27 protein-coding genes are annotated in these 25,178 nt (G+C 32.9%); 10 read left to right on the top strand and 17 right to left on the bottom strand.

What is annotated here, in order from left to right; genetic code table 11:
* Nucleotides 1-45 precede the first annotated feature (45 nt).
* The 16 genes from SCB73_RS12450 to trmD form a co-directional block, all read right to left on the bottom strand.
* Nucleotides 46-1,083 (bottom strand): DUF7638 domain-containing protein, encoded by a 1,038-nt coding sequence (locus tag SCB73_RS12450; protein WP_465221499.1) that lies wholly within the window; start codon nucleotides 1,081-1,083, stop codon nucleotides 46-48.
* A gap of 174 nt (nucleotides 1,084-1,257) precedes the next feature.
* Nucleotides 1,258-1,677 carry a DUF4304 domain-containing protein gene (locus SCB73_RS12455; protein ID WP_320566549.1) on the bottom strand — a complete coding sequence of 140 codons (420 nt, stop codon included), beginning with the start codon at nucleotides 1,675-1,677 and terminating at the stop codon, nucleotides 1,258-1,260.
* Between the two features lie 192 nt (nucleotides 1,678-1,869).
* On the bottom strand, nucleotides 1,870-2,514 hold the full coding sequence (locus tag SCB73_RS12460; RefSeq protein WP_320566550.1) for a hypothetical protein: 645 nt from the start codon (nucleotides 2,512-2,514) through the stop codon (nucleotides 1,870-1,872).
* Nucleotides 2,515-2,738: 224 nt separating this feature from the next.
* The gene (locus tag SCB73_RS12465) at nucleotides 2,739-3,836 is read right to left on the bottom strand and encodes a YbjQ family protein (protein WP_320566551.1); all 1,098 of its coding nucleotides are present in this window, start codon (nucleotides 3,834-3,836) and stop codon (nucleotides 2,739-2,741) included.
* A 201-nt stretch (nucleotides 3,837-4,037) separates the two neighbouring features.
* On the bottom strand, nucleotides 4,038-5,129 hold the full coding sequence (locus tag SCB73_RS12470) for a type I restriction enzyme HsdR N-terminal domain-containing protein (RefSeq protein WP_320566552.1): 1,092 nt from the start codon (nucleotides 5,127-5,129) through the stop codon (nucleotides 4,038-4,040).
* A gap of 149 nt (nucleotides 5,130-5,278) precedes the next feature.
* Nucleotides 5,279-5,935 (bottom strand): hypothetical protein, encoded by a 657-nt coding sequence (locus tag SCB73_RS12475; RefSeq protein WP_320566553.1) that lies wholly within the window; start codon nucleotides 5,933-5,935, stop codon nucleotides 5,279-5,281.
* A 166-nt stretch (nucleotides 5,936-6,101) separates the two neighbouring features.
* Entirely contained in the window at nucleotides 6,102-6,575 is a 474-nt protein-coding gene (locus tag SCB73_RS12480; protein ID WP_320566554.1) for a hypothetical protein, read from the bottom strand.
* Nucleotides 6,576-6,713: 138 nt separating this feature from the next.
* Nucleotides 6,714-7,799, bottom strand: coding sequence for a site-specific tyrosine recombinase/integron integrase (gene xerA / locus SCB73_RS12485; protein WP_320566555.1), 1,086 nt, complete (start codon nucleotides 7,797-7,799; stop codon nucleotides 6,714-6,716).
* Nucleotides 7,800-7,844: 45 nt separating this feature from the next.
* Nucleotides 7,845-8,507 carry a thiamine diphosphokinase gene (locus tag SCB73_RS12490; protein WP_320566556.1) on the bottom strand — a complete coding sequence of 221 codons (663 nt, stop codon included), beginning with the start codon at nucleotides 8,505-8,507 and terminating at the stop codon, nucleotides 7,845-7,847.
* Nucleotides 8,508-8,627: 120 nt separating this feature from the next.
* Nucleotides 8,628-9,074: a DinB family protein gene (locus tag SCB73_RS12495; RefSeq protein WP_320566557.1), complete on the bottom strand. Its 447-nt coding sequence runs from the start codon at nucleotides 9,072-9,074 to the stop codon at nucleotides 8,628-8,630.
* Nucleotides 9,075-9,088: 14 nt separating this feature from the next.
* Nucleotides 9,089-9,571 (bottom strand): GyrI-like domain-containing protein, encoded by a 483-nt coding sequence (locus SCB73_RS12500; RefSeq protein ID WP_320566558.1) that lies wholly within the window; start codon nucleotides 9,569-9,571, stop codon nucleotides 9,089-9,091.
* Between the two features lie 9 nt (nucleotides 9,572-9,580).
* Nucleotides 9,581-10,402 carry a DUF4249 domain-containing protein gene (locus tag SCB73_RS12505; RefSeq protein ID WP_320566559.1) on the bottom strand — a complete coding sequence of 274 codons (822 nt, stop codon included), beginning with the start codon at nucleotides 10,400-10,402 and terminating at the stop codon, nucleotides 9,581-9,583.
* Nucleotides 10,403-10,431: 29 nt separating this feature from the next.
* Nucleotides 10,432-12,816 carry a TonB-dependent receptor gene (locus SCB73_RS12510; protein WP_320566560.1) on the bottom strand — a complete coding sequence of 795 codons (2,385 nt, stop codon included), beginning with the start codon at nucleotides 12,814-12,816 and terminating at the stop codon, nucleotides 10,432-10,434.
* A 152-nt stretch (nucleotides 12,817-12,968) separates the two neighbouring features.
* Entirely contained in the window at nucleotides 12,969-15,191 is a 2,223-nt protein-coding gene (locus SCB73_RS12515; protein WP_320566561.1) for an NADP-dependent isocitrate dehydrogenase, read from the bottom strand.
* A 281-nt stretch (nucleotides 15,192-15,472) separates the two neighbouring features.
* Nucleotides 15,473-15,823, bottom strand: coding sequence for a 50S ribosomal protein L19 (rplS, locus tag SCB73_RS12520; protein WP_320566562.1), 351 nt, complete (start codon nucleotides 15,821-15,823; stop codon nucleotides 15,473-15,475).
* A 220-nt stretch (nucleotides 15,824-16,043) separates the two neighbouring features.
* Nucleotides 16,044-16,718 (bottom strand): tRNA (guanosine(37)-N1)-methyltransferase TrmD, encoded by a 675-nt coding sequence (trmD, locus tag SCB73_RS12525; protein ID WP_320566563.1) that lies wholly within the window; start codon nucleotides 16,716-16,718, stop codon nucleotides 16,044-16,046.
* Between the two features lie 259 nt (nucleotides 16,719-16,977).
* On the opposite strand from trmD, the gene SCB73_RS12530 reads away from it, so the two are divergent.
* From SCB73_RS12530 to SCB73_RS12570, 9 genes are all read left to right on the top strand, one after another.
* Nucleotides 16,978-17,337: a hypothetical protein gene (locus SCB73_RS12530; RefSeq protein ID WP_320566564.1), complete on the top strand. Its 360-nt coding sequence runs from the start codon at nucleotides 16,978-16,980 to the stop codon at nucleotides 17,335-17,337.
* Between the two features lie 613 nt (nucleotides 17,338-17,950).
* Complete coding sequence (tnpA, locus tag SCB73_RS12535; protein ID WP_320566565.1) at nucleotides 17,951-18,412, top strand: IS200/IS605 family transposase; 462 nt, start codon at nucleotides 17,951-17,953, stop codon at nucleotides 18,410-18,412.
* 18 nt (nucleotides 18,413-18,430) lie between these two features.
* Nucleotides 18,431-18,976, top strand: a complete 546-nt coding sequence (locus SCB73_RS12540) for an NADPH-dependent FMN reductase (protein WP_320566566.1) — start codon at nucleotides 18,431-18,433, stop codon at nucleotides 18,974-18,976.
* Between the two features lie 50 nt (nucleotides 18,977-19,026).
* On the top strand, nucleotides 19,027-19,899 hold the full coding sequence (locus SCB73_RS12545) for a sugar phosphate isomerase/epimerase family protein (protein ID WP_320566567.1): 873 nt from the start codon (nucleotides 19,027-19,029) through the stop codon (nucleotides 19,897-19,899).
* Between the two features lie 15 nt (nucleotides 19,900-19,914).
* Complete coding sequence (locus tag SCB73_RS12550; protein WP_320566568.1) at nucleotides 19,915-20,814, top strand: archaemetzincin family Zn-dependent metalloprotease; 900 nt, start codon at nucleotides 19,915-19,917, stop codon at nucleotides 20,812-20,814.
* A gap of 2 nt (nucleotides 20,815-20,816) precedes the next feature.
* Nucleotides 20,817-21,158: a cupin domain-containing protein gene (locus SCB73_RS12555; RefSeq protein WP_320566569.1), complete on the top strand. Its 342-nt coding sequence runs from the start codon at nucleotides 20,817-20,819 to the stop codon at nucleotides 21,156-21,158.
* 133 nt (nucleotides 21,159-21,291) lie between these two features.
* Nucleotides 21,292-22,428, top strand: coding sequence for an MFS transporter (locus SCB73_RS12560; protein WP_320566570.1), 1,137 nt, complete (start codon nucleotides 21,292-21,294; stop codon nucleotides 22,426-22,428).
* 60 nt (nucleotides 22,429-22,488) lie between these two features.
* Complete coding sequence (locus SCB73_RS12565; RefSeq protein ID WP_320566571.1) at nucleotides 22,489-23,421, top strand: peptidylprolyl isomerase; 933 nt, start codon at nucleotides 22,489-22,491, stop codon at nucleotides 23,419-23,421.
* 100 nt (nucleotides 23,422-23,521) lie between these two features.
* The gene (locus tag SCB73_RS12570) at nucleotides 23,522-23,818 is read left to right on the top strand and encodes a cytochrome c (protein ID WP_320566572.1); all 297 of its coding nucleotides are present in this window, start codon (nucleotides 23,522-23,524) and stop codon (nucleotides 23,816-23,818) included.
* Between the two features lie 115 nt (nucleotides 23,819-23,933).
* On the opposite strand, the gene SCB73_RS12575 is transcribed toward SCB73_RS12570, so the two are convergent.
* Nucleotides 23,934-24,329 carry a GreA/GreB family elongation factor gene (locus tag SCB73_RS12575; RefSeq protein WP_320566573.1) on the bottom strand — a complete coding sequence of 132 codons (396 nt, stop codon included), beginning with the start codon at nucleotides 24,327-24,329 and terminating at the stop codon, nucleotides 23,934-23,936.
* Nucleotides 24,330-24,804: 475 nt separating this feature from the next.
* Here SCB73_RS12575 and SCB73_RS12580 point away from each other — a divergent pair, with 475 nt between their 5' ends.
* The gene (locus SCB73_RS12580) at nucleotides 24,805-25,140 is read left to right on the top strand and encodes a tRNA-binding protein (protein ID WP_320566574.1); all 336 of its coding nucleotides are present in this window, start codon (nucleotides 24,805-24,807) and stop codon (nucleotides 25,138-25,140) included.
* The last annotated feature ends 38 nt before the right edge of the window (nucleotides 25,141-25,178 follow it).

Consider the following 25,178-nt stretch of genomic DNA (forward strand, 5'->3'; position numbering starts at 1 on the left):
AATTGTCTAAATCCGATGTAGTAGCTGTTATGTGCTGTTTTTTTATTAGTCAATAGGTTTTGGCATATCTTCATATGGATATTCATACCCATTGTCATCTTCCCATTCTTTTTTTATAATGTCGCCATAAATGACTTGACGAACTTCGTAATCTTTTGTATCCATTGTCCCAACGAAAATTCTTTGATGTTCTGGAACTTTCTCATATGCTTCTTTTAATTCGTCTCGTATTTTTTTTGTCGGATTTTGTTTGTATTCGTCAAATATTCTCGCACATTTGGCAATACTATTTTCTCTACCGTTTAGCTCATTAAACTTGTCAGTTAACTCATTTAGTTTGAATTTAATGTCAACACCGCTTCCTGAGACAATATTAAAAGATCCTAAATTCATAATTGTAATAGTTTCACCGATTTTCAAATCTGTTGTTAGTATCTCGTTTTTAGTTAGTTCATCTAATTCTTCAAATTTGTAAATTTTCTTTTTTGGTAAATTAGTTATCTCAACGTTTCCATTCTTATAAATAGATAGTTCTGCTAAATAAGTTTTATTGTCATCATTTCTATAAAAAAAATGAAATTTCTCGCCATTAATCCTGTTAGGGAAGAAAGAGTTCGGGTCGTCAAAATGATAAGGTTTTGGTGTGGGCATAAAGTGTTTAGCAACATTTACTTTACCTAACATTTTTAAATTATTTCCATTATAATTGTGCAAATTTTCAAGTGTAGGGTTGAGTTGTTTTACCAATGAATAAATATAATCAGATAGGGTTTCTTTGGTATGTTTCCATTCTCCTTGTTCTATATTCCAATGCCCCAAACCAAAAATAGAAATTGCTTCTCCGTCTGGAATTGAAGTGACAACCCAACCTTTATTTAACTTGTCTTTGAACATTGATAAGTCAACCATTTCCCAACAAGAAATAAGTCCATCACTATACACTTGCAAGTCAGTAAAATGGTATTGCATATTGTGTATTATTCCTGGAACAGAAAATCCTTCAAAAACTTCTGTTCTTGTTATAGTTGTCAATTCGGCTTTTTCGGTCTTGTTAGATTTGAATATTTTGTCAAACAGTTTCATTTGTTTCAAGATGTCGTTTTTTTTAATAGCACATAACGTTCTGTCGCTTGGCGAGGTTGCGAAGTTCGGAACTGATTATTTTCTGGTAAAGAAAAAAAATCTTGCGAAACGCAAATGTGAACTTACCACAAAACTCGCAATTGCGTGAAAAGGCTGTTGTGCGTTCGGTTTTTTTTATTCTTTCCAATATTCTTCCATAATTGGAATTCTGTTTATTACATTTTTAGATAATATTTCAAATTTATTTTCAATATTCAAATCTTTATTTTGGTCATACCTAAACCAACTTTCGGTACCATTTTCTTCTGACGTAGAATTTGGATATATTCTTTTTCTTTCAAATAAATCGTGTGCTGTCAATTTATTCAACGGAATCAATTTTCCCCAGTGCGTTTTAAATTCAGGTTCTTTCCAATTAGCTAATTCAATTATGAATCCGCCGCCATTTCGATCAAATTGAAAAGTCAACAAATTTGTCTTTCCATTTTCCGTTTTTCTAAAATGTGGAAAACTGCCTTTAAAATTTCTGCTCCGTAATTCAGGAATAAAATTTTCATTAAGCGACTTAATCATTTTATCTTTTTCTAAACTCATGGTTCCAAATAATTTCTTGAATTCTATTTCGTTCCGCCAAACTGACGCACAACGTCTTGGCACTACAGCGGGTTTGGGACTAAATTAAGCCCATTCTTCGGATTTGAGAAATCATCACAAATACAAAACCAACTTTCCATTAAGGCAATTGCCCAAATCCGTTGTAGTGGCTGTTATGTGTCGCTTTTCTTGTCATTTATAATAATAATACCAATTACTTTCGTAATTCTTGTCAAAGTTTTCTTTACTGTCAATAAAAACCTGAATATCATTCCTATTGAAGTAATTAAACTCGTCAAATGGTTTTACAAACTCATAATACTTGTCAGCCCACATTTTTTTGATTTCAGATCTGTCATATTCTTTTACCTTTTCATCTGTGAACATAAAAAAGGTTGGAATGGTAAAGCCAATCGAGATTGTCCAAATATCTTTATTATGAAATGAATTAATGAACTTGTCTGTCTGTTCTTTTTTAATTTTATATGTCGCCTCAATTTTGGCAATAGGTTCAAATGCACCATAAACTACAAATACATTATCTGTCAAATAAATACCGTTGTTGTTTGAGTTTAATATTTTTGAAATTAAGTTATTGCTTTTGGAAAGCCCTTGTTGGTTGATTATTTCAGCAAACTTTTCTCCAATAGCTTTTTGTTTTGTTTTGTCAAAATATGAAATGCCTTGAGTTAAAAATTTACTCTTCTCTTTCTCAAACTCAAAACAAATCTGAATTCTTGGCGTCTTGTTGTCTAATGTGTCGTAGATAATGTTAATTGTTTTTACTTCATAGGTTTTGTCTATCCACTCAGCAAGGGGCACAAATTCTGCTTTCATCTTTTCAGTCCCAAGGATAATTCGCTTTGTCTGTATATATTCTTTGTCAGATGGTAAAATCATATTGCAGTTGTTGTTCTAAAGTGACACATAACGTCCCCGCGCTACAAGCAGTTTGGGATTAAATTAAAACCATTCTTCGGATTTACCAAATCATCCCAAATACAAAACCATTTTCCATTAAACTAATTGCCCAAATCCGTTGTAGTAGCTGTTGGGCATCGTTATTTTATATACTCGTTTATTAGTTCAATTTTTTGGTCAATATATTTCACAATTTCTGTTGGTTTCATTTCTGATTCTTTAAATCCAAAAATATTATTGTTACAACTTCCGCAATATTCTCCAATTTCAACTGATTTATTTCCGCATTCACAATTCCAAACATCTTTTTCTTTTGAAGACAAAAGTTGTTTTTTAGTTGTTATTTCTCCTCGTTCTTTAAAAGTAGAATGAATAAAATTTTTGGTTTGATTGAAGTTTTCAATATCATTCTTGTCATAGAATGATTTGTCATAGGTTGCTATTCTTAAACCAATTTTTTGCTTTTTGAAATCTGAATTTCTAAGTAAACTCATATTTTTTTCATAATCAAATAGGTTTAATTCCTTGATTACTTTAGATAAATATAAAGCGACTTGCTGATTGGTTTCGGTTTCAATTTTATCGTAAAGTAAACTTACTCTTTGGGTTTCTTCCAAAGCATCTATATAACTTGTGAAATTTTTATGAAACACATTATAAGAATCTGGCATTGATTGAAAGTTCTCAATTAAGTGGGTATACCTTTTTAATATGAATGGAAAAATTTCTTGAACCTGATTCGAAGTTATAAAACTCCAAATTTCATCATCATAATCTAATTCTCCATTTTCAGCTCTTTCAATAATATTTTTTCTTTGTCTTAAATTGTTTATTCTTTCAACACCAACATTTTCAAACTTTTCATTTGTATTTGATAATGAATTTAATTTTTCGTCTTTTTCAATAATTACTGCTGTTCCGATTGCAGTTAACATAAACATTGATTTTCCCTTTCCTGATATTTCATCCATATCAATATTTAAACCTATAACACAATTTCCACCAATCTCGTGTGCGTTGTATTTTATTCTCTCTATTGCTTCATTATAAAGTGAGGATAATTGTTTTTGATATGAACTTGAACGACCTCCGAAGACATCTGTTAATCCTCCTAAAAAATCGCTAAATAAATTTGTACCTGCTACGATATGAGCTGAAACTGGTTTTAGATGTTTTTTAATTTTTAAGCCATCTGCAGAAGAAGTTGTTATTACTAAAATGTCTTTAGGATTTGCCATAGTTTTGTTTTTTTGTTTTCTTATTTAGTACGATTGGTTATAATGATGCCCAACGTCCCCGAGCTACAAGCAGTTTGGGATTAAATTAAAACCATTCTTCGGATTTGCCAAATCTTCCAAATACAAAACCATATTTAAATTAAGCCAATTACCCAAATTGCTTGTAGCGTGTGTTGGCAGTAGGCTTTTTGTAGATTTCGTTTATACTTCTTCAATTTTAAATCCTTGCTTTTTAGCCAAATTAACAATATTATCAATATTGAATTTTCCCCATTCAGTAGAGACAACAAATTTTACATTATCACTACTTGTTAAAATGTTTTTATCATCAATAAAGTGTCTTTTATTCGATTTATTAGCATATTTCGTTTCTACTAATTTAAGCTCATTAATCACACCTGTTGAGCCTTGATATTCATCAAGAAAAATATTTTTAAGATTACTGAAACTTGAAGGATTTTCTTTTAAATAAGCTCGAACAAATTCCAACACAAATTTATTTTTTGCAAGTTTTATTCCTGATTCGTTTATAATGTATTTTGTTTTATCCCTTGCACTTAGAGTTTCAGAATACTGTTCGTATTTAGTTGGTGGAGTTTTTATAATTTCTGAAACGATTGCGTTTTTTGTTGTAATTTTTAAAGCTAAACCTTGCAATACATTATCAATTATTTCGCCATCATATTCTTTTTGTAAATCCTGCTTTATTAATTCTAATATTTTTAATTCGTAATCTGGTGATATGATTTTATTCAACAATACTTTTTGTTCATTCTTTCTATTAATACTTTTAAGAATGTTTTTTGTAAAGTTATTTAATGCATCGTAATTAAAATTCTCTTTATTAAAAAGTTCCACAAACTTAATTCCTTTCTGACTATCTTTTTCGAAATCAATAGTTTCAAGCAAAATAGGGTCATCATATTCGGTTAAGTCTCCATCATAAAATATTTGTATCATTTGACCGATTAAAATTCCATATTGAAGTTTTAATTGACGCATGTAAGAAAATAACTGTTGTTGAAATTTAGTGTTTAGAGGAATACTTGGTTGTTTAATTTCAATTACAAATAAGTTTCTTTTTTCTACTGAATTTACAATAATGTCTGGGATGATTCTGTTTGATGCACCAATTGCAAATGAAGGACGAATTTGCAAATCTCCCGAATATTCTTTCCAATCCAAAACTCTTAAAGCTTGAATTACATTTAGTTCAAAGTCATTTTCGCTAATTTCTGCTCTTATATTTTCGGAAAGCAAAAAGCATATCTCATTCCATTTTTCGTTATTCATCTCTTCAGTTTTTTTAAGCTTACTACCAACGTTCTGGTACTACAGCGGGTTTGGGACTAAATTAAGTCCATTCTTCGGATTTGCCAAATCATCCAAATACAAAACCAACTTTCCATTAAGCCAATTGCCCAAATCCGTTGTAGTAGCTGTTAGTGGCTGGTTTTTCTGAGTTTGTTATTTAATATATGCTTAATTATTCCTGTTCCAATTAGATAAGGACCTTCATTAAATTCAAATTTCATTTTTTCTTTTAATTGTCCTGCAAAATATTCAACACCAAGAATTTTAATTTCAGCTTCTACAGTTTCACCAGGGAAAACGATATTTCTTTCAATAAATTTCTGGTAGCCTGTAGTTTGCATTTCAGCAAAATCAAATTTTATACTTGGTTTATAGCCAGAATGTGCTGGAGTTTTTCTGCCTCCATCTTCAGTTTTTCTATAATTTAAAATTGCGATAAAGTCGGCATCACTACTTTCAATTTCCGCTTGGTTATTATGGAAATAATCATACGCATAACCTTCTATTTCGCCTCCTGCAATTTCATTATTCTCTTCATCCAATAGTTTATATGCGTGTTGTTCATGACCAATACTTGCTTCTCCATCTAAACCTAAAAGTATTGTATAAAAAGTGTCTGTTAGCAAAACAGAAATTAGATGTTTTAATTTTTCATTATTTTCTGCATCAAGATTTAGTTGATTTATTAATGATGAAACATAAGTCTCATTATTTCCGCTAAATGCAGAATTAATTGTCAACTTTCTTTCTAAATAAAACCCTTTTACAAATTCTTCTGATGTCATTTCTTCTGCTTCTTTTATGGTAAACTAGCCACTAACGTTTCCGCGCTACACGCAGGCTGGGATTAAAAATGCGTAATCTTTCGGTTAAAACCTAATTTTTCAAATACAAAACCATCTTTAAATTAAACCAATTGCCCAGCTTGCTTGTAGCGTGTGTTGGCAGTAGTTAATTTTCTCTTATTGCTTTAATTCCGCTGTATTTCTCCAATTTTGAAATAATTTCAGCGTCAAATCTATTTTCAATTCTTTCTTTTTCATCAACACTAAAGTCTTCTTCTTTCAGCCACTTATTATGTCTTTTAGTGAAAATGGAACGAATGGCTAATATAGTTGGTCCATTTTCATCTTGTTTTTCATTTCCGTCCGTAACAAATGACACATAATACATTTCTTCAGGCTCTGATTGAAAATAAAAAATCCTCGTATCCAAAAAGTCATAACCTCTTTTTTTCCAATTATCATACTCTTTCCATTTCTCAGGAATTTCAAGTTCAGCATTTTTATTGAACAAAGTATCAATTGCTTTTTCAATATTCTTTTTGGGTGTCGCAAAATTTCTGCTATCAAAACCACCCAAAGTTCCGTCACAACTAATTAACAAATAACCGAATAAAAGAATAAAAAAGATTTTAATTTTCATATATTTTCTCAATTCTGCGGGTTAATTACTGCCAACTAGTATATATGTATGACAAAACCATACAAAGCCACTAAATTTTGGGTAGATATGTATGATAAACGTCGTACTTTATTTTTAAATCAAATATATGATAATTCTTTATAATTCATCAAAGGGACTTTTAATTTGTTGAATGTTTTTAGTACTTACATGCGTATAAATTTCAGTAGTTTTGCTACTACTATGACCTAATAATTCTTGTATATAACGCAAATCAGTTCCGCTTTCTAATAAATGCGTGGCATAGCTGTGGCGCATCCAGTGAAGGGTTACTGGTTTTGTATTGCCAACTTTTTGAAGAGCTTGTTTCAAAACACTTTGTAAGCTTTGTTCTGAATACTTTTCTCCAGAACTTTGACCTTCAAACAGCCAAATGCTCGGTTTGTATATCGTATAATATTCTCTAAGCATTTCTAATATTTTAGGGGATAAGGGCGAAATTCGGTCTTTTTTGCCTTTAGCTTGTTTAATAATAACAATTCCTCTCTTAGAATCAATATCAGCAGGTTTTAAATTTAGAAGTTCACTTCGGCGTAAGCCACAACTATAAATCAATGAAAGCATTGTTTTGTGTTTGATGTTAGAATGTGCATTCAAAATCAATTTTATTTCTTCTTTACTCAAAACGTTAGGTAAAATTTTTGACCTTTTGGGGCGATGAATTTTGTCAATTTCAATTTTAGTTCCGCATACTGTAGTGAAAAATAATTTCAAGGCATTGACGATTTGATTTTGATAAGAAGAAGAAAGGTTGTTTTTAAGAATATATTCGTTGTTGTAAATTAATACATCCTCATTGGTAATTTCGGAAATATTTTTTTCTCTATAAAATATCAAAAAAGATTTTAAAGCTTCGGAGTACGTTTTGATAGTGTTTGGACTGTATCTCTTAGAAGAAAGCCATTGAACGAATTTTTTTATTTGCTCAAAACCCTTCTCCGAAGGAAAAGAATGAGAAAGAGGAATTAAATGAAATTTTACCCTGTTTTCAGTCGTGTCAGGGAGATGCCAAACGCCTAAAGTTTGACTCCAACGCGAACCTGCCAACTTTTTTATTCGAGTTATTAATGCAGCATTTTTTTCAAAATAAACTGCAATTCTTTTTTCTTTTTTATGGATGATAATTTTAGCTTCCCAATTCATAATTATACAATTTAGGTTACTAAAGTAAGAAAAAAGCTTCATTTTTAAAAGTACAACCTTGGAATCAACATGCTCAAAAGTTAAAATTTAATCAAAACATTCCATCATTAAAAGATCGCCTTCGCGATGTGATATCATTACAAGTCCGTCCTGTTCAACAGAATTACTGCTCCCAGTTCTGTAGCCCATTGTAAGCGTATCGTTTTGCAATTCGTATTTTAAATTCGTGGAATAAATACCATTTACGGTACCAATTGGAATCAGCGAAATTGGAGTTTGCGCTGTGTACCATTTCTCAAATTTTCGTGGCAAAAGAAATATTTTTGAATGATCATCGAGAATTACGATTTTAAGCGAATCACGATGACGAACAATATTCGTGAGGTTTGTAATGGTATGATCAGCACGTTTTCCTGTTGCCCAAACCACATTTACAGCTGGAATTCCTCGTTCAACAAGATAATCGCAAGCTTTTTCAAGATCAGTTTTGTCTTGATCTTCAGTATGAACAATTTCAATAGGATATTGTGATGTTCTGTAAATTTCGGGATCAAACCCACGATCAAAATCGCCAAGAAGCACATCGACTTTTATGCCCAATTCAAGAACTCTTTCAATAGCAGAATCCAGAACAACAACCAATGGCGACCATTCCAGCAATTGTCCTAATAGTTCAGGACTGCAGGCAGCTCCATTGGCAATAATTAAAGCAGGTTCCTGATCGTCGCGAACTATATGATGTGATGACATATGGGTATTTTTGATTGTGATGCAAAGGTAAGGTTAGAATTTTAGATTTTAGTTTTTTTTGCCACAGATTAGATGGATTAAAAAGATTAATCCATTTAATCTGTGAAATCTGTGGTCTAATTAAAAATCCAGCAATCTTCTGTGGTAATTAATTTGTCCTAAGTGATACGCCAAATGTGTTGCAAGGTGAACCAAAAAGAATCCTGTTGTCATTTCTTTTTCGAAAACAATCTGCGGATAAATGGCTTCTAAATCAGTTTCTGTTAAAGAATCTAAGGCATTGTTTACGACAATTAATGTTTCCTCAATTTTTTGAATCAATTCTGCCTTAGGGATATCTTTTAAAGAAAATTCTAATGGGCGATTTCGTACATAACCAGTTTTTCCAATTTCTGCACCAATAAATGTATTGATATTTCCGATAAGATGAAGGCAAAGATTTCCAGCCGAATTTGAAATGTTTTTGTCAATTTTCCAAAGATTGCTTTCGTTTTGATACGATTCGATTTCAATTTTTAATTTGTTGAGATCGCGCTCAAATAATGATTTTAGGGTTTCGATCAGCATGATTTTATTTTTAGTTAAGGTCTGTTTTTTATTGGAATCCAGATTTCTTCTTCAGAGTCGGGATCGTCTTTTTTGTATTTTTCATCCATTACGGCAAAATGAGGTCGATCGTCAACAGTATATTCAGAATTTGGAAGCCATTCTGCAAAAATAGAATGGTATGTTTTATGACCTTCGCTTGCCGGACCTTTGTGAATAAAAACAGCATAAATTCCTGTTGGGATTATTAGAGTTTCCATTTCTTCGGGTATTACAGGAAAGTTTTTTACTTCAATAGCGGCCCACTTTTGAAAAGTTTTACTTGCATCAAAATTGTCAAAATACCCATTTGGGAAAACCTCTAGAGAATATAAATTAGCATCGACTGTATTTTTTATTTCCTTTCTTCTGGGCATAAAACTGCTCCACAATTGAAAGGTTTGATTTTCCATAAATGACATTATGATATATTTCCCGACTAACTTTTTTTCGGTTAAAATTTTAATTTGGGCTTCCATTTTGGTGGTTTATTTTATGGTGTATTTTTTAAGATCGGTTTCACTCAATGAAAAATATCCCAACGGATAATTTTCTTTATTTGTGCTATTTATGATATTTCCTTTTACAGTTGCCGGAGGGGATTGAAAAGGCCCGCCAACATTGCTTCCCGCAATGCTTACGAGAATATTCATATAGTTGTAGTACTGTTTTGAGATTCCAATATGCGTTATTTCAATTTCATCGCCAGATTTTAATTCGTCATCATCGGAAAGACTGAAAAATTCGTTGCCTTGAAAAAATTTATCTTCATCAACATAATAATTGGATTTGATTTTATTCGAATAAACATATTTGTACAAATAGAAATTATCAGCATCTGCAGGATCATTAAAGTAAGCCTTGATTTCGATATCTTTTCCTGTAAAACCGCCTTGATTGTTTTGCTCAATATGTGTAATAGGTGCCACAGATTGCATGGTTTCAGTTGCTGTGTAAGTCTGCCCGTTTGTGATTACAGTCAAAGTATATTCCTGATTTAAAACCGGTTTGAAATTGGTGCAAATGTAGCGGCCAGATTTTGGGACTTCTATAAAATTAAATTGTTCATTAGCGCTGTTTTTTATAAAAATCCTTGCGCCAGAAACTGTCGGAATTACATTTTCAAAATAACCCGTTGTAGTGGTTAATTTTATGGTTTGCTGTCTTCCAGTTGTACCTTTTTGCCAATTAATTGCGGCTTCAATCACTAATTTTGGAGGTGCAGTATCTAGCTCGACATCAACAACTTCTTCACAACTTGTAAAGAAAATCGAAACAAAAATGATCAATAATAAGGCAACTTTTTTCATAGTTTTCTTTTTTTAACAAAAAGTGATATTTAAAATCTAAAATTATAACTCACCGCAGGAACAATTCCGAAAATTGATGTTTTGACTGCTTCATTATCGCCTGTATCCGTGTTTTGGCGAAAATTGATTGAAGCTGCATTTTTGCGATTGTATAAATTATAGATGCTAAAAACCCATTCTCCTTTCCAGTTTCGGTCTTTGTTTTTTCTAGGAGTCAAAGTCGCCGAAACATCTAAATGATGATAAGCTGGCAAACGGTTTTCGTTTCTCAAGCCATAACTCGGAACCGTGATTCCTAAATATTGATATTGTCCGTTCGGGTAAGTGACCGGCATTCCCGACTGTAAAGCAAAGTTAGCACCAAACGACCATTTTTCGTTTAAATTATAAGCCGAAGTTATGGCTAAATTGTGTGTTTTGTCATAAGCCGAGCTGTACCATTGGCCATTGTTGATTCCAGTTTCTTCTGGAGTTCTGCCCGGCGTCTGTTGTTCTGATTTTGATAAAGTATAAGAAATCCATCCGTTGAATTTCCCTTCGTTTTTCTTTACCATGATTTCCAAACCATAAGCGCGCATTTGCCCGTTTAAAATTACTTGTTCAATAGCATTATTTGCTATTAAATCGGCTCCATCAATATAGTCGAGTCGGTTTTGAATTTCTTTGTAATAGGTTTCAACTTCTAACGAATAAGCACTGTTTTTAATATTTCTAAAATAACCTAGCGCCACCTGATCAGCAATTTGAGGTTTGATGTAATTGTCGCTCGGCATCCAAACATCAAGCGGAGTAGGTGATGAGGTATTTGAAATCAACTGAAGATATTGCGCCATTCGGTTGTAACTAGCCTTTATCGCTTGTTCGTCGTTCAATTGATACGAAACAGAAAAACGAGGTTCTAGATTATTATAGTTTTTGATTGATTTGTTTTTACCATAATATTCGGTACCAATAGGCGTCGCTTTTTCATAAATCTGCATATCAGTATTGAAAATTACTGGATTGTTGTTTTCGTAAAGATTTACAGAAGAAGGTCCCAAACGATAAAACAAACTGTATCGCAATCCGTAAGCAATTGTGATTTTTTTCGAAAGCTGATTTTCGGCATCAATATAAATAGAAGGCTCAAAAGCATATTTTTTATCCAATTGATCTGGATTAATTCCTGATTCTGGATTGCTTGGTTTAATGGTTCCGGGGTTGAATTTGTAATAAATTCCGTTTAAGCCATAGCTCAATTTAAATTTATCTGAAATGTAATGTTTGAAATCGTATTTGATATTGTAATTCTGAATTCCTGAATCCCATTTGAAGCCAACAAAATCAAGATCCAATCCGTAATAATAATCGCTGTAAATTAAAGATAGATTCGAAAACAATTTATCAGAATACAAATGATTCCATCGCAAATTTAAAGTAGAATTTCCGTAAATATTCGTAAAGCTTTTATTTAAACTGAAAACATCGCGCCCAAAATATCCTGATAAATATAAACTGTTGTTGTCGTTTAATTTATAGCTCAATTTGGTATTCAAATCATAAAAATAAGCCGAATTGTCTTTTTGGTCTTCAGAAAGTTTTAGAAATAAATGGGCATAAGAAGCGCGTCCGCCAATTAAAAAAGAACCTTTGTCTTTTACCAAAGGACCTTCAGCTAAAAGTCGGCTGGAGATTAATCCAATTCCTCCGTTTACATGAAACTCTTTGCTGTTTCCATCTTTTTGATAAATATCCAAAACAGATGAAGCCCTTCCTCCAAAGCGCGCTGGAATTCCGCCTTTATAAAGTTTTAAATCTTTGATAGCATCCGGATTAAAAACAGAGAAAAAGCCAAAAACGTGCGAAGAATTAAAAATAGTTGCTTCGTCTAATAAAATCAAATTTTGATCAGCACCACCACCGCGAACATTAAATCCAGACGCGCCTTCGCCAGCATTTGTAACACCGGGAAGCAATAAAATAGATTTTAGAACATCAACTTCTCCCAAAACTACGGGCATTTTTTTGATGGTAGCAATGGAGAGCTTGTTGGCACTCATTTCGGGCGATTTAATATTTATTTTGCCTTTGTTTTCCTTGATTACAACTTCCTGTAATTCCTGACCTGCGCCTTCACTTAGGCTAAAATTCATTTTGGTATTTTGATTTAAAAGAACGGTTTGTTGCAATGTTTGATAACCTACATAACTGATTTCGATTTGATGTTCTCCTTTCGGAATTGTCAGCGAGTAAAATCCGTATTCGTTTGTGGTAGTTCCAATTTTTAAAGAAGGAATATAGACATTGACAGCAATTAAGGTTTCATTGCTTTTATTATCTTTTATAGTGCCGCTAAGGGTGAATTTTTCTTGAGAATACGATGTAAACGCAGTTAGAACTAAAAAAATAAGTATGCCAATCTTTCGTATAATCATCTTTTTTATTTTGGTTTACATAGTTAAGAATTCTTACTAATATATTAAAACGAATTGGTTGTTAAATGTTAGTTAAGATAAACAAAAAAGACAACCGTGTGAGGTTGTCTTTTTTTATTTATTTGCAGCAGCACATTTGTAATGCTCTGAAATTATTTGATTTTAGCAATAATTGCATTGAATGTTTCGCTAGGACGCATTGCTTTGCTTACTAATTCTGGAGTTGGTTGGTAATAACCTCCAATATTCTGAGCTTTTCCTTGAGCGCCAATTAACTCTGCATCGATTTTAGCTTCATTAGCTTCAAATTCAACAGCAATTGGAGTAAAGATCGCTTTCAATTCAGCATCTTTAGTTTGAGCAGCCAAAGCTTGAGCCCAGTAGAATGCTAAATAGAAGTGAGAACCACGGTTATCAATTTGACCCACTTTACGAGCTGGCGATTTATCGTTTGCTAAGAATTTATCGTTTGCTTGGTCTAAAGTTTCAGATAAAACAATCGCTTTAGAATTATCTAAAGTTTGTCCTAAATGCTCTAAAGAAGCACCAAGAGCTAAAAACTCTCCTAATGAATCCCAACGTAGGTATCCTTCTTCTGTAAATTGCTCAACGTGTTTAGGGGCAGAACCTCCAGCACCAGTTTCAAACAATCCACCACCGTTCATTAACGGAACGATAGAAAGCATTTTTGCAGAAGTTCCTAATTCTAAGATTGGGAATAAATCTGTTAAGTAGTCACGTAAAACGTTTCCTGTTACAGAGATAGTATCTAAACCTTTGATGATTCTGTTTAAAGTAAATTCTGTAGCAGCAACTGGGTTTAAAATACGGATATCTAAGTTTGTAGTATCGTAGTCCTTAAGGTATTTTTGAACTTTTACGATCAATTCTCTATCGTGTGCTCTGTTTTCGTCTAACCAGAAAACAGCAGGAGTGCTAGATAAACGAGCTCTGTTTACAGCCAATTTAACCCAGTCCTGAATTGGAGCGTCTTTTGCTTGACACATTCTGAAAATGTCATTAGCTTCAACGTTTTGCTCCATTAATACAGTTCCGTTTGCATCAACAACACGAACAACACCGTCACCTTTAATTTGGAAAGTTTTGTCGTGAGATCCGTATTCTTCCGCTTTTTGAGCCATTAATCCAACGTTAGGAACACTTCCCATTGTTTTTGGATCAAAAGCACCATGTTTTTTACAGAAATCAATAGTTGCAGTATAAACTCCAGCATAAGAACGGTCTGGAATAACCGCAAATGTATCTTGTGCTTTTCCTTCTTTGTTCCACATTTGTCCAGAAGTACGGATCATTGCTGGCATAGATGCATCAACAATAACATCAGAAGGAACGTGTAAGTTTGTAATTCCTTTATCAGAATTCACCATTGCCAAAGCTGGCCCGTTAGCGATAGCTTGATCGATAGCAGCTTCAACTTCTGCTTGCTCAGGTCTTCCAGCAATTTTAGCATAGATATCACCTAAACCGTTTCTTGTATCAACATTTAATTCAGCGAATAAAGAAGCGTATTTTTTGAAAACATCTGCAAAATATACTTCAACGATAGCGCCAAAGATAATTGGGTCAGAAACTTTCATCATTGTAGCTTTTAAGTGCACAGAAAGTAAAACTCCTGCAGCTTTAGCTTCAGCGATAACATCAGCAGCAAAAGCTTTTAATTTGCTAACACTTAAAACTGAACTGTCAATGATTTCTCCAGCTTTTAATGGCGTACTTGCTTTAAGAACAGTTGTAGTTCCGTCTTTAGCAACAAATTCGATTTTTACATCATTTGCTTCAGCAACAGTTAATGATTTTTCACTTCCGTAAAAATCACCGCCTGACATTGAAGCCACTTTAGTTTTTGAGTCAGCAGACCAAGCACCCATTGAGTGAGGGTTTGCTTTTGCAAAGTTTTTAACTGCTCTTGGAGCTCTACGGTCAGAGTTTCCTTCACGTAAAACTGGGTTTACAGCAGAACCTAATACTTTTGCATATTTTGCTTTAATTTCTTTTTCAGTGTCGTTTTTAGGATCTTCAGGATAATTTGGAACATTGTATCCGTGAGATTGTAATTCAGCTATAGCTGCTTTTAATTGTGGTACAGATGCTGAAATGTTTGGCAATTTGATGATGTTAGCTTCTGGTTTTGTAGCTAATTGACCAAGTTCAGCTAATGCATCTCCTGTTTTTTGAGCATCTGTCAAGGATTCAGGAAAGTTAGATAAAATTCTTCCTGCTAAAGAGATGTCTCTTGTTTCAATAGCGATACCTGCTGTAGAAGTAAACGCCTGCACAATTGGTAACAAAGAATAAGTCGCTAATAATGGCGCCTCATCAGTTAAGGTGTAAAAAATTTTTGAATTCTGTGTCATTTTTTTTTTTTTTTATAATCGTGTCGTCAAAGGATGACGATATGAAAAGTATAGTCGGCTCAAAACGAGCGGAGCAAATATAATAAAAACAGTCCGAAAACGGTGTAGTTTTATTTTGAAAAGAAGGATTTATCAGATTGTTATTTCGCGGGTATTAAATTGTCAAATCGATGATTTTGATATTAAAAAATTACAGTTTTGATAGTTGCTGAAATAAAGACATAAAAAAAACTCGTTTCAAATGATATGAAACGAGTTTTTTATAACAATTAGATAAATGATTATCTTCTTTTATCTTTAATCTTAGCTTTTTTACCAGTAAGTTCTCTGAAGTAGAAAATTCTAGCTCTACGTACGTGACCTTTCTTGTTGATTTCGATTTTTTGCAAAGCTGGCAAGTTTACTGGGAAGATACGCTCAACACCAATAGCTCCTGACATTTTACGAATTGTAAAAGTTTCTGTGTTTCCAGAACCTCTTCTTTGAATAACAACTCCTTTAAAAAACTGAGTTCTTGTTTTTTCACCCTCTTTAATTTCGTAGAAAACAGTGATTGTGTCTCCAGCTCCGAAATCTGGGAAATCTTTTTTAGCAACGAATTCGTTTTGAACGAATTTTAATAAATCTGCCATGATAATGTAAATTATAGTTTTATTTCGAACAACATTCACGGATCTCGCCAGAGGTTGGTCAAATTCGGGTGCAAATGTAAAAAATAATTATAAATTATGAATTATAAATTGTGAATTATTTTTTTGAGTCATAAAGCCGAAAGTCATAAAGTCTTAATGTTTTAAGAATGAAGCTAGTAAATGCTTGACTTTATGACTTTCGACTTTAAAAATTTTAAGACTATTCAAGTAAATCTGGACGTCTATTTTTAGTATGTTCAAAAGCCATGTCTTCGCGCCATTTGTCAATTTTGGCGGCGTGACCGCTGGTTAAAACTTCTGGCACTTTCCATCCTTTATAATCGGCAGGTCTTGTGTATATTGGTCCTGATAACAAATTATCTTGAAAACTGTCTGTCAATGCTGAGGTTTCGTCGCTTAAAACACCAGGAATCAATCGGATTAATGCATCAGATAAAACGATGGCGCCCAATTCTCCGCCAGACAAGACATAATCGCCAATTGAAATTTCCTTTGTAATAAAATGATCTCGAACTCTTTGGTCAACCCCTTTATAATGGCCGCATAAAATAATAATGTTTTTGTACATCGACATTTTATTTGCCATTTTTTGATTCAAGGTTTCGCCGTCAGGTGACATATATATAACTTCGTCATAATCGCGCTGACTTTTTAAATGCGTAATGCAGTCGTCAATTGGCTGAATTGTCATGACCATTCCAGCACCTCCGCCAAATGGATAATCATCAACACTTTTTTGTCTGTTGGTGCTATAATCACGCAGATTGTGAAAATGTACTTCGACCAAACCTTTGTCAATGGCACGTTTCATAATCGAAGCTTCAAACGGACTTCTTAATAATTCAGGTAAAAGTGTAATAATATCGATTCGCATTTCTCTTTTTCAAAAGTTTGGGTGCAAAGATACAAAGTAAAAATGGAGAAATTTTGAAAAAAGAAAATTCAAAAGTATTGTTTTAGGATTCTTACAGATGAATTTTTGGTTTTGGTTTAATCATTTGTTTGTTAGGTAAATAAATAATAATTATATAACATTAAAAAGTTTTTATGTAAGAATTAATATTTAATTTTAATTAGTATTACATAATTTTTATTTATAAAAGTAATGCCTTAAATCTAAAATCAATGATCTAATGAAAAATATAGTTTTATGGTTTGCTGTAATAATGTTATATGCATGCTCAAGTTCGAAAAGTACCGGAGATAAATGGATTGGAAAAACCAAACAAAATTTGGTAAAAAGCTGGGGAACTCCAGTACGGACATTCGATAATGCAGCTAATGGCGAAATTCTAGTTTATGCAGATCAGGTTTTTGAAAAAGATAAAGATCATGATTCAAGAATGGCCGGCCCAATGTATTGGAACTATATTTATATGTATGTTGATAAAACCGGAAAAATATCTTCTTTCAGAAATGAGAAACAAAATTATTCTCCACAATCTATAGATTCCAATAAATTGGCGGGAATGAATTTGTTGACGGTGAAATAAATATAGTCCCTACGGGACAAAATTGCTTTGTGATACTATTTTTTTTCTACCAACATTTTGTTCCTAACGGAACGTATAGTTTTTTGTAATTATTTCTTTTTGAAATAAATATGGTCTAGTACCTAACGGGACAACATTGCTTTGTCGTAATACTTTTTTCTACCAACATTTTATTCCTAACAGAACATCTTTGTTGTCGCCTTTTTTGCCAAATATTAAGTTTCCTTTGAAGTTTTTTGATTGATCTGTTGGAAATCAAATAAATTTATTAAAAGATAATTCTTTCTTTTTTATGTTTACAACGATATGATTATTCCGCTAGGAATAAAATGTTGGTAGAAAAAGATAACGGTTTACAATAATGTCCCGTAGGGACTGTATTTATTGCTGCCAACATTTTGTTCCTAGTGGAACATCTTTGTTGTCCCCTTTTTTTACCAAATATGAAGTTTCCTTTGAAGTTTTTTGACTGATCTGTTAGAAATCAAATAAATTTATTGAAAGATAATTCTTTCTTTTTTATATTTACAGCGATGTGATTATTCCGCTAGGAATAAAATGTTGGTAGAAAAAAAATAACGGTTTACAATAATGTCCCGTAGGGACTATATATATGGCAAATACATATACACAAATACATATTCACTTTGTTTTTGCGGTCAAGTATAGAAATGCAACCATACACAAGAATTGGAAAGAGGAATTGTATAAGTATGTTTCAGGAATTATTAAAAACAATAATCATAAGCTTCTGGCTATAAATGGAGTCGAAGATCATATTCATATTTTAATTGGAATACGACCTGCACAATCGATTTCTGACTTAATGAAAATTGTAAAACAAAATTCCTCAAAATGGATCAATGATAATAATTTTTTTAATTATCATTTTGAATGGCAAGAAGGATATGGTGCATTTTCACATAGTAAATCACAGTTGAATGCGGTTGTAAATTACATTCAGAATCAAGAAGAACATCATAAAAAGAAAACATTTAGAGAAGAATACATTAATTTTCTTGAAAAGTTTGAAGTTGAATATGATGAAAAGTTTATTTTTAAAGAATTAATCTAATTTTTTTTAATCTGAACAATGTCTCCTCAAAAAATAAAAATCTTTGCTATTGTTGGTAGTACAAGAAAAAAATCCAGTAATTATAAAATACTGAAATACATTTCAGAAAAAATAAATCCACAATTTCAAATTGAAATATTTGAAGAAATAGATCGATTACCACATTTTAATCCCGATTTAGATCAGGAAACTCCTCCACAGAAAGTTACTGAATTCAGAAATAAAATTAGTCAGGCTAATGGAATTCTAATTTGCACGCCCGAATATGTTTTCAGTTTGCCAGGAACTTTGAAAAATGCATTAGAATGGTGTGTTTCTACAACTATTTTCTCTGGAAAAAGAACCGGTTTGATCACTGCATCGGCTTCTGGAGAAATGGGACATGAGCAACTTTTGCTTATTATGAAAACCGTTGAAGCTAAATTTGATAATACTATACAGCTCTTAATACAAGGTATTCGCGGAAAAGTTAATGATGAAGGAAAAATTGTAAATATAGCGACCGAAGCAGCTCTGGCATCTTTTATTCATAATTTTGAAAATCAATTTTTGAGCGAATTGTAGCGCGTTTCAATAAAAAGAGTAGATTTACTTTTAGATTTTTTAAAATTAAAATGGTAACCAGAAGAAACTTTATTATAAACACAAGCTTGGCTGCAGCCGCAGTTTTAGCCGCTCCATCATTAGCTTTTACTATGAACAAAAAAGAAATTGGATTACAGTTATACACTTTGCGTGATGAATTGCCAAAGGACGTAAAATCAACTTTAGAGAAAGTCGCAAAGGCAGGTTACTCAACCGTTGAAACGTATGGTTTTTCTATGAAAGATCAATTTTGGGGATTATCGCCAAAAGAATTGAAAAAGATTCTCGATGATAATAATCTAAAGGCAGTGAGCGGACATTATAATTTAGGCAGCTTTTTATACGATGGAAATACGGATGAGCTTGTTGCAGCAATTGAAGCTGCTAAAATCTTAAAGCATGAATTTTTGACCGTTCCGTGGGTCGAGGAGCATTTTAGAAAAAGCATCGAAAATTATAAAATAATAGCAGCGCGTTTAAATGAAGCAGCAAAAATGTGCCAAAAAGCTGGCTTAAAATTAGCGTACCATAATCATGATTTTGAGTTCCAAAAGCATGATGGCATTACAGGCTATGAAATTCTGTTGAAAGAAACAGATAAAGATTTGGTTTATTTTGAGTTGGATTTGTACTGGGTGGCACGATCTGGAAATGATTCTTTAAAATTATTTAAAGAAAATCAGGGACGTTTTAAAATGTGGCACGTAAAAGATATGGACAAAGCAAATCAGGCGCTGAACACTGAAATTGGTTCAGGATTAATTGACTTTAAGCCTTTATTCAAAGAAGCGAAACAATCTGGAATGATTCATTTTTTTGTAGAGCAAGAAAATAATTATGTGCCAAATGCTTTTGAATCTATAAAAACGAGCTGTGATTTCATTTCAAAAAATATAATTTAATTCGTAGTTGATTTTATGAAGAAACTTCTTTTTCTCGTTTTTCTTATTCTGAATGCATGCCAATCCAATAAAAAAGAAAATCCCGAGTTAAATCTTCCAATAGATCCTTATTTTACAGAAATTAAAACAAATGACGTAAAGCTTGGCGAACCTGTTTTTGGTGACTGGTTGTATTCACATCCAGAAAAAGGGCAAAGTTTTGAGCAATTCATGAATACAAAGCATGTTGTCCCAACGAAAGAAGAAAATATTATTTATTTACAGCCTATAGGAAAATTTGATAAACAGCAAGTGAAACAAATTGAATTGGTTCGTCAATATTTAGAACTGTTTTTTCAGTTGAAGACGAAAGTTTTAAAAGAAGTTTCAAATGATATAATTCCGAAAAATGTCAGAAGAAAAGGTGATTTGGGTCAGGAACAATTTTTGGCAGGTTATATTTTAGACAGTGTTCTAAAGAAAGAAAAACATGAAAAAGGCATTGCTTTGATGGCAATAACAGAAATGGATTTGTATCCAAAACCAGAATGGAATTATGTTTTTGGGCTAGCATCTTACAGAGATAAAATTGCAGTAAGTTCGATTCACAGATTGTACGATAAAAGAGTAGAAGGAGCAGATTTCAGTTTGTGTTTAGAGCGATTATTGAAAATTTGTTCTCATGAAATTGGGCATATGTTTGGTTTGCATCATTGCATTGAGGCCGATTGTGTCATGAATGGAACAAATAGTTTATCCGAAACAGATGAGCATACGCTCCGATTGTGTTCGGTTTGCCAAAGAAAACTGAATTCTGGATTCAAATATGATAATGAAAAAAGGCTGAAAGAGCTGGAGCAATATTTTAAAGAGAATAACTTGGCAGAAGGCCAGGAATTGATGAAAAAAGACATTGATAAAATTAAAAATAAATAAAAATGGCAACGAGCAAAGAATTTATAAAAGGAGACGAAATAGAATGGGAAGTAGTTGGTGAAGGAATAAAAAGAAAAATACTTGCTTTTGATGACCGAATCATGCTTGTAAATGTTCGCTTTGAAAAAGGAGGAATTGGAGTTTTGCACGATCATTATCATTCTCAAGTTACCTATATCGCGAGCGGAAAATTTGATGTAACAATCAGCGGTGTAACGCAAACATTAAAAGAAGGAGACAGTTTTTACATTCCGCCTCATGCTGTTCATGGCGTTGTTTGTCTAGAAGAGGGGATGCTTACAGATGTTTTTAGTCCTGCACGAGAAGATTTTTTGAACTATTAAAAGTTTAAAAAATCACTATGTTCTGTTCAATAAGTCATTTAAACTTTGAAAATTTATAGTTTTTTTAAAGTCTTGCTAAAGATTAGATTGGTATTTTTGCACCATGAATTTATCTAAAACAAATGTCCTGTTTATGGCAGTTTGCACTGGTCTTATAGTTGCAAATCTGTATTACTGCCAGCCTTTGATCGTATTAATTGCCAACGAATTTAAAATTCCCGAAGCAGATGCTGGAACGATAACTTATTTAACTCAGGCAGGTTACGCTGTAGGGTTGTTTTTTATGGTGCCACTTGGAGATAAAATCGAGCGAAAAAAGCAAATTTTAATGACCACTTTTGCTTCTGTAATTGCATTATTAATTGCAGCTACGGCAAAAAGCTTTTTGATTTTGCAAATTGCTTCCTTATTAATCGGAATTACTTCGATTGTGCCTCAACTTATTCTGCCTTTGGCGGCCTCTTTAAGTACGCACGAACAGCGCGGAAAAGTCATTGGAACCATCATGAGTGGTCTTTTGGTCGGAATTTTGCTTTCGCGAACATTAAGCGGCTTTATTGGCCAAGTTTTGGGTTGGAGATCAATGTTTTATATCGCTGCCGGAATTTGTCTTTTGATCTTTTTTGTAATTCAGAGCAAATTTCCAGTTAATAAACCACAGTTTCAAGGAACTTACGGACAGTTGATCCAATCCTTGTTTACGCTTATCAAAACACAGCCTGTTTTGCGTGAAGCAACTGCAATAAATGTTTTCAGTTTTGCCCAGTTTGGTGCTTTCTGGACTACAATGGTTTTATTGCTTTCTGGCGAACCGTTTGGTTTTAATAGTGCTACAATTGGTTTATTCGGAATTGTGGGTGCTTCTGGAGCTTTGGCTGCGCCTTTGGTTGGAAAAATTGGAGATAAAGGAAATTCAAGAATTGCAGTTGGTTATGGATGTTTGTTGATTTTAATCAGTTTTTTGATTTTTTATTTTTCGATCGAAAGTGTAATCGGAATTGCAATCGGAATTGTGTTTATTGATATCGGAATCCAAGGTGTTCACATTTCAAATCAAACGCGAGTTTATTCTTTATTGCCAGAAGCCAGAAACCGATTAAATACCGTATTTATGTCGTTCAGCTTTTTAGGAACCGCTGCAGGATCAGCATACGGATTATTGCTTTGGAAACTTGGCGGATGGCACGCTGTAGCAATAGGCTGTATGCTTTTATCACTAATGTCATTGGCCGTTTACGGACTTACTTATAAATCAAAATCTAAAAAATAGAAAGACAAATTGATATAAAATTAATTTGTAAATTTGCATTCAAATAAAAAAAATACAATAATGGAAAACGGAATATACGCTAAATTCAATACTAGCAAAGGTTCGATTTTAGTAAAATTGACACATGATTTGACACCAGGAACTGTAGGGAACTTTGTGGCTCTTGCAGAAGGAAATATGGAAAATAAAGTAAAACCTCAAGGACAAAAATTCTATGATGGATTGAACTTTCACAGGGTAATCGCTGACTTTATGATTCAAGGTGGGTGTCCTAAAGGAACTGGAACTGGAGATCCAGGTTATAAATTTGATGACGAATTTGTTTCAAGTTTAAAACACGATCGTCCAGGAGTTTTATCTATGGCTAACTCTGGTCCTGGAACTAACGGTTCTCAATTTTTCATCACTCACGTTCCAACTCCTTGGTTAGATGGAAAACACACTGTTTTTGGACATGTTGTTGAAGGACAAGATATCGTTGATGCAATTGCTCAAGGTGATGCTTTAGAGTCTGTAGAAATCATTAGAGTTGGTGAAGAAGCTGAGAAATGGAATGCAATCGAAGCTTTTATTTCTTTGAAAGGTGCTCGTATGAAAAGAGAAGCAGCTTTAAAAGCAGAATCTGAAGCAAAAATGGAGCAATTAGCTGCTGGTTTTGATAAAACTGAAAGTGGTTTGCGTTATAAAATGATCCAAAAAGGGGAAGGTAAAAAAGCTGAAGCTGGAAAAACGGTTTCTGTTCACTACGAAGGTTCTTTAGAAAACGGAAAAGTTTTTGATTCTTCTTACCCAAGAAAAAAACCAATCGAATTCAAATTAGGAATTGGACAAGTTATCGAAGGATGGGACGAAGGTATTGCTTTATTGCAAGTGGGTGACAAAGCGCGTTTTGTAATTCCATCTGATTTAGCTTACGGACCATCGGGAGCGGGAGGAGTAATTCCACCACACGCAACTTTGATTTTTGATGTTGAATTAATGGACGTAAAATAAGATTTAGGAGCAATTTAGTATTGTTTTAAATAATGATCCCATACGCTGCGGCGTATGGGATTTTTTTATATTTACTTAAAATAAAAACAAAACCAAAGCGATGAAATCAAAAATCTTAACTTTAACCGCAGCAGTATTACTACTGGCTTCATGCGGTACAAAAAAAGCTCCAGCGGTTGCTGCAGATGCTCCAGCTAAGCCAAAGGAGTTGACTCCTGAACTTGCTGCAGGTAAGAGTTTATACGAAAACAGCTGTGCAAAATGTCATAAGTTGTACGAACCAACGAAATTTACAAAAGAAGAATGGCAACCAATTTTGGTTCGCATGCAGAAAAAAGCAAAGTTAGATGATACTAATATGGCTTCAATAACAAATTATATTCATTCGCAATTGTAATAGTTTGCGATTGGGAAAAACATAAAAAAAAACTATTCAGTATTAGTATTGAATAGTTTTTTTGTTTTCAAACAGCTATAAAAAAACACCTTCACAATTGGAGGTGTTTAAAAAGTTATGAAGCGAATACTTCTGAATTGTCAACAGCAATAACCTTTAAAGTTTTGATTCCGGCAGGCAATTCCCAATCTACTTGGTCATTTTCCTTGAATCCAATAATGGCAACGCTTAAAGGCGCAAGAATTGAAATTTTCGATTGCTTTAAATCAGCAGAAGAGGGTAAGACAATCTGTATTTTCATTTGCTTTTGAGCCTTTACATCTTCAATAGTTACCAAAGAATTGATTCTGATTACTGAAGAATCGAGTTCGCTTTCTTTACTAATTACAGCGCGATCCAATTCCTGTGAAAGCTGATTCGCTTCTTTGGTATTGGTTGAATTCTTGCTTTTTGATATCAATTCTCTTAAAAATTGATAATCTGATTTGCTAAAAGTGGGTGTTGGTTTCATATCTGTTTGAATTTATTGTTATACGTTTTCAGTGGCTTTTCTTCTTAAATAAGTAAAGTAAAATATATTAGAGCTTTCGCGAAGGCTAAATTTTTGAAATGCTTTAAATATGGAAAAACAAAAAAATACCCGACCAAAATTGATTTTTGTCAAAGTAAAAATGTTTTAATGTTGAGGTAAATCCTCCGTCTGAAAGAAGAAAAGTGAAATAGACGGAGGCCTAATTAATAAAGGCCTTACTATGTGAAATAAATACAGCAGAAAGCGGTCTTCTTCTAAAAGAAAACAGCAAAGCAGAAACTGTAAATATTGTTATAGTGCTCACAATGAGTTGTTTTGTTGAATTTACAAAGATACAAAACTTTTTTTAATACGTAAAAGCTTTGTTTTTATTTGATGGCTAAAATAAAAAATGCTATTGACTAGGCAGAATTAAGTACAAAATTGATAGGTTTGTAAATAAACAATTTTCAGAATGGATTTAACTTGGAACGAATTTGAAAGAACCGATATGCGTGTTGGGACAATTATAGAAGTAAATGATTTTCCCGAAGCTAGAAAGCCTGCTTTTCAATTAACAATTGATTTTGGTTCAGAAATAGGAATTCGAAAATCATCAGCGCAAATTACAAAACGATACAAAAAAGAAGATTTGGTAAATCGCCAAATCGTGGCGGTCGTGAATTTTCCGAAGAAACAAATCGGGAAATTTATGAGTGAATGTTTGGTTCTCGGCGCAGTAGGCGAGGAAGGAGACGTAATTTTATTGGCTCCGGATTTTAAAATAGAAAATGGGCTTAGAATAAGTTAATGTTTAGTTGTCAGTGTTCAGATTTTTAGTATTCAGTT

Source organism: Flavobacterium sp. KACC 22761 (assembly GCF_034058155.1).
In the GTDB taxonomy this organism is placed as follows: Bacteria; Bacteroidota; Bacteroidia; order Flavobacteriales; family Flavobacteriaceae; genus Flavobacterium.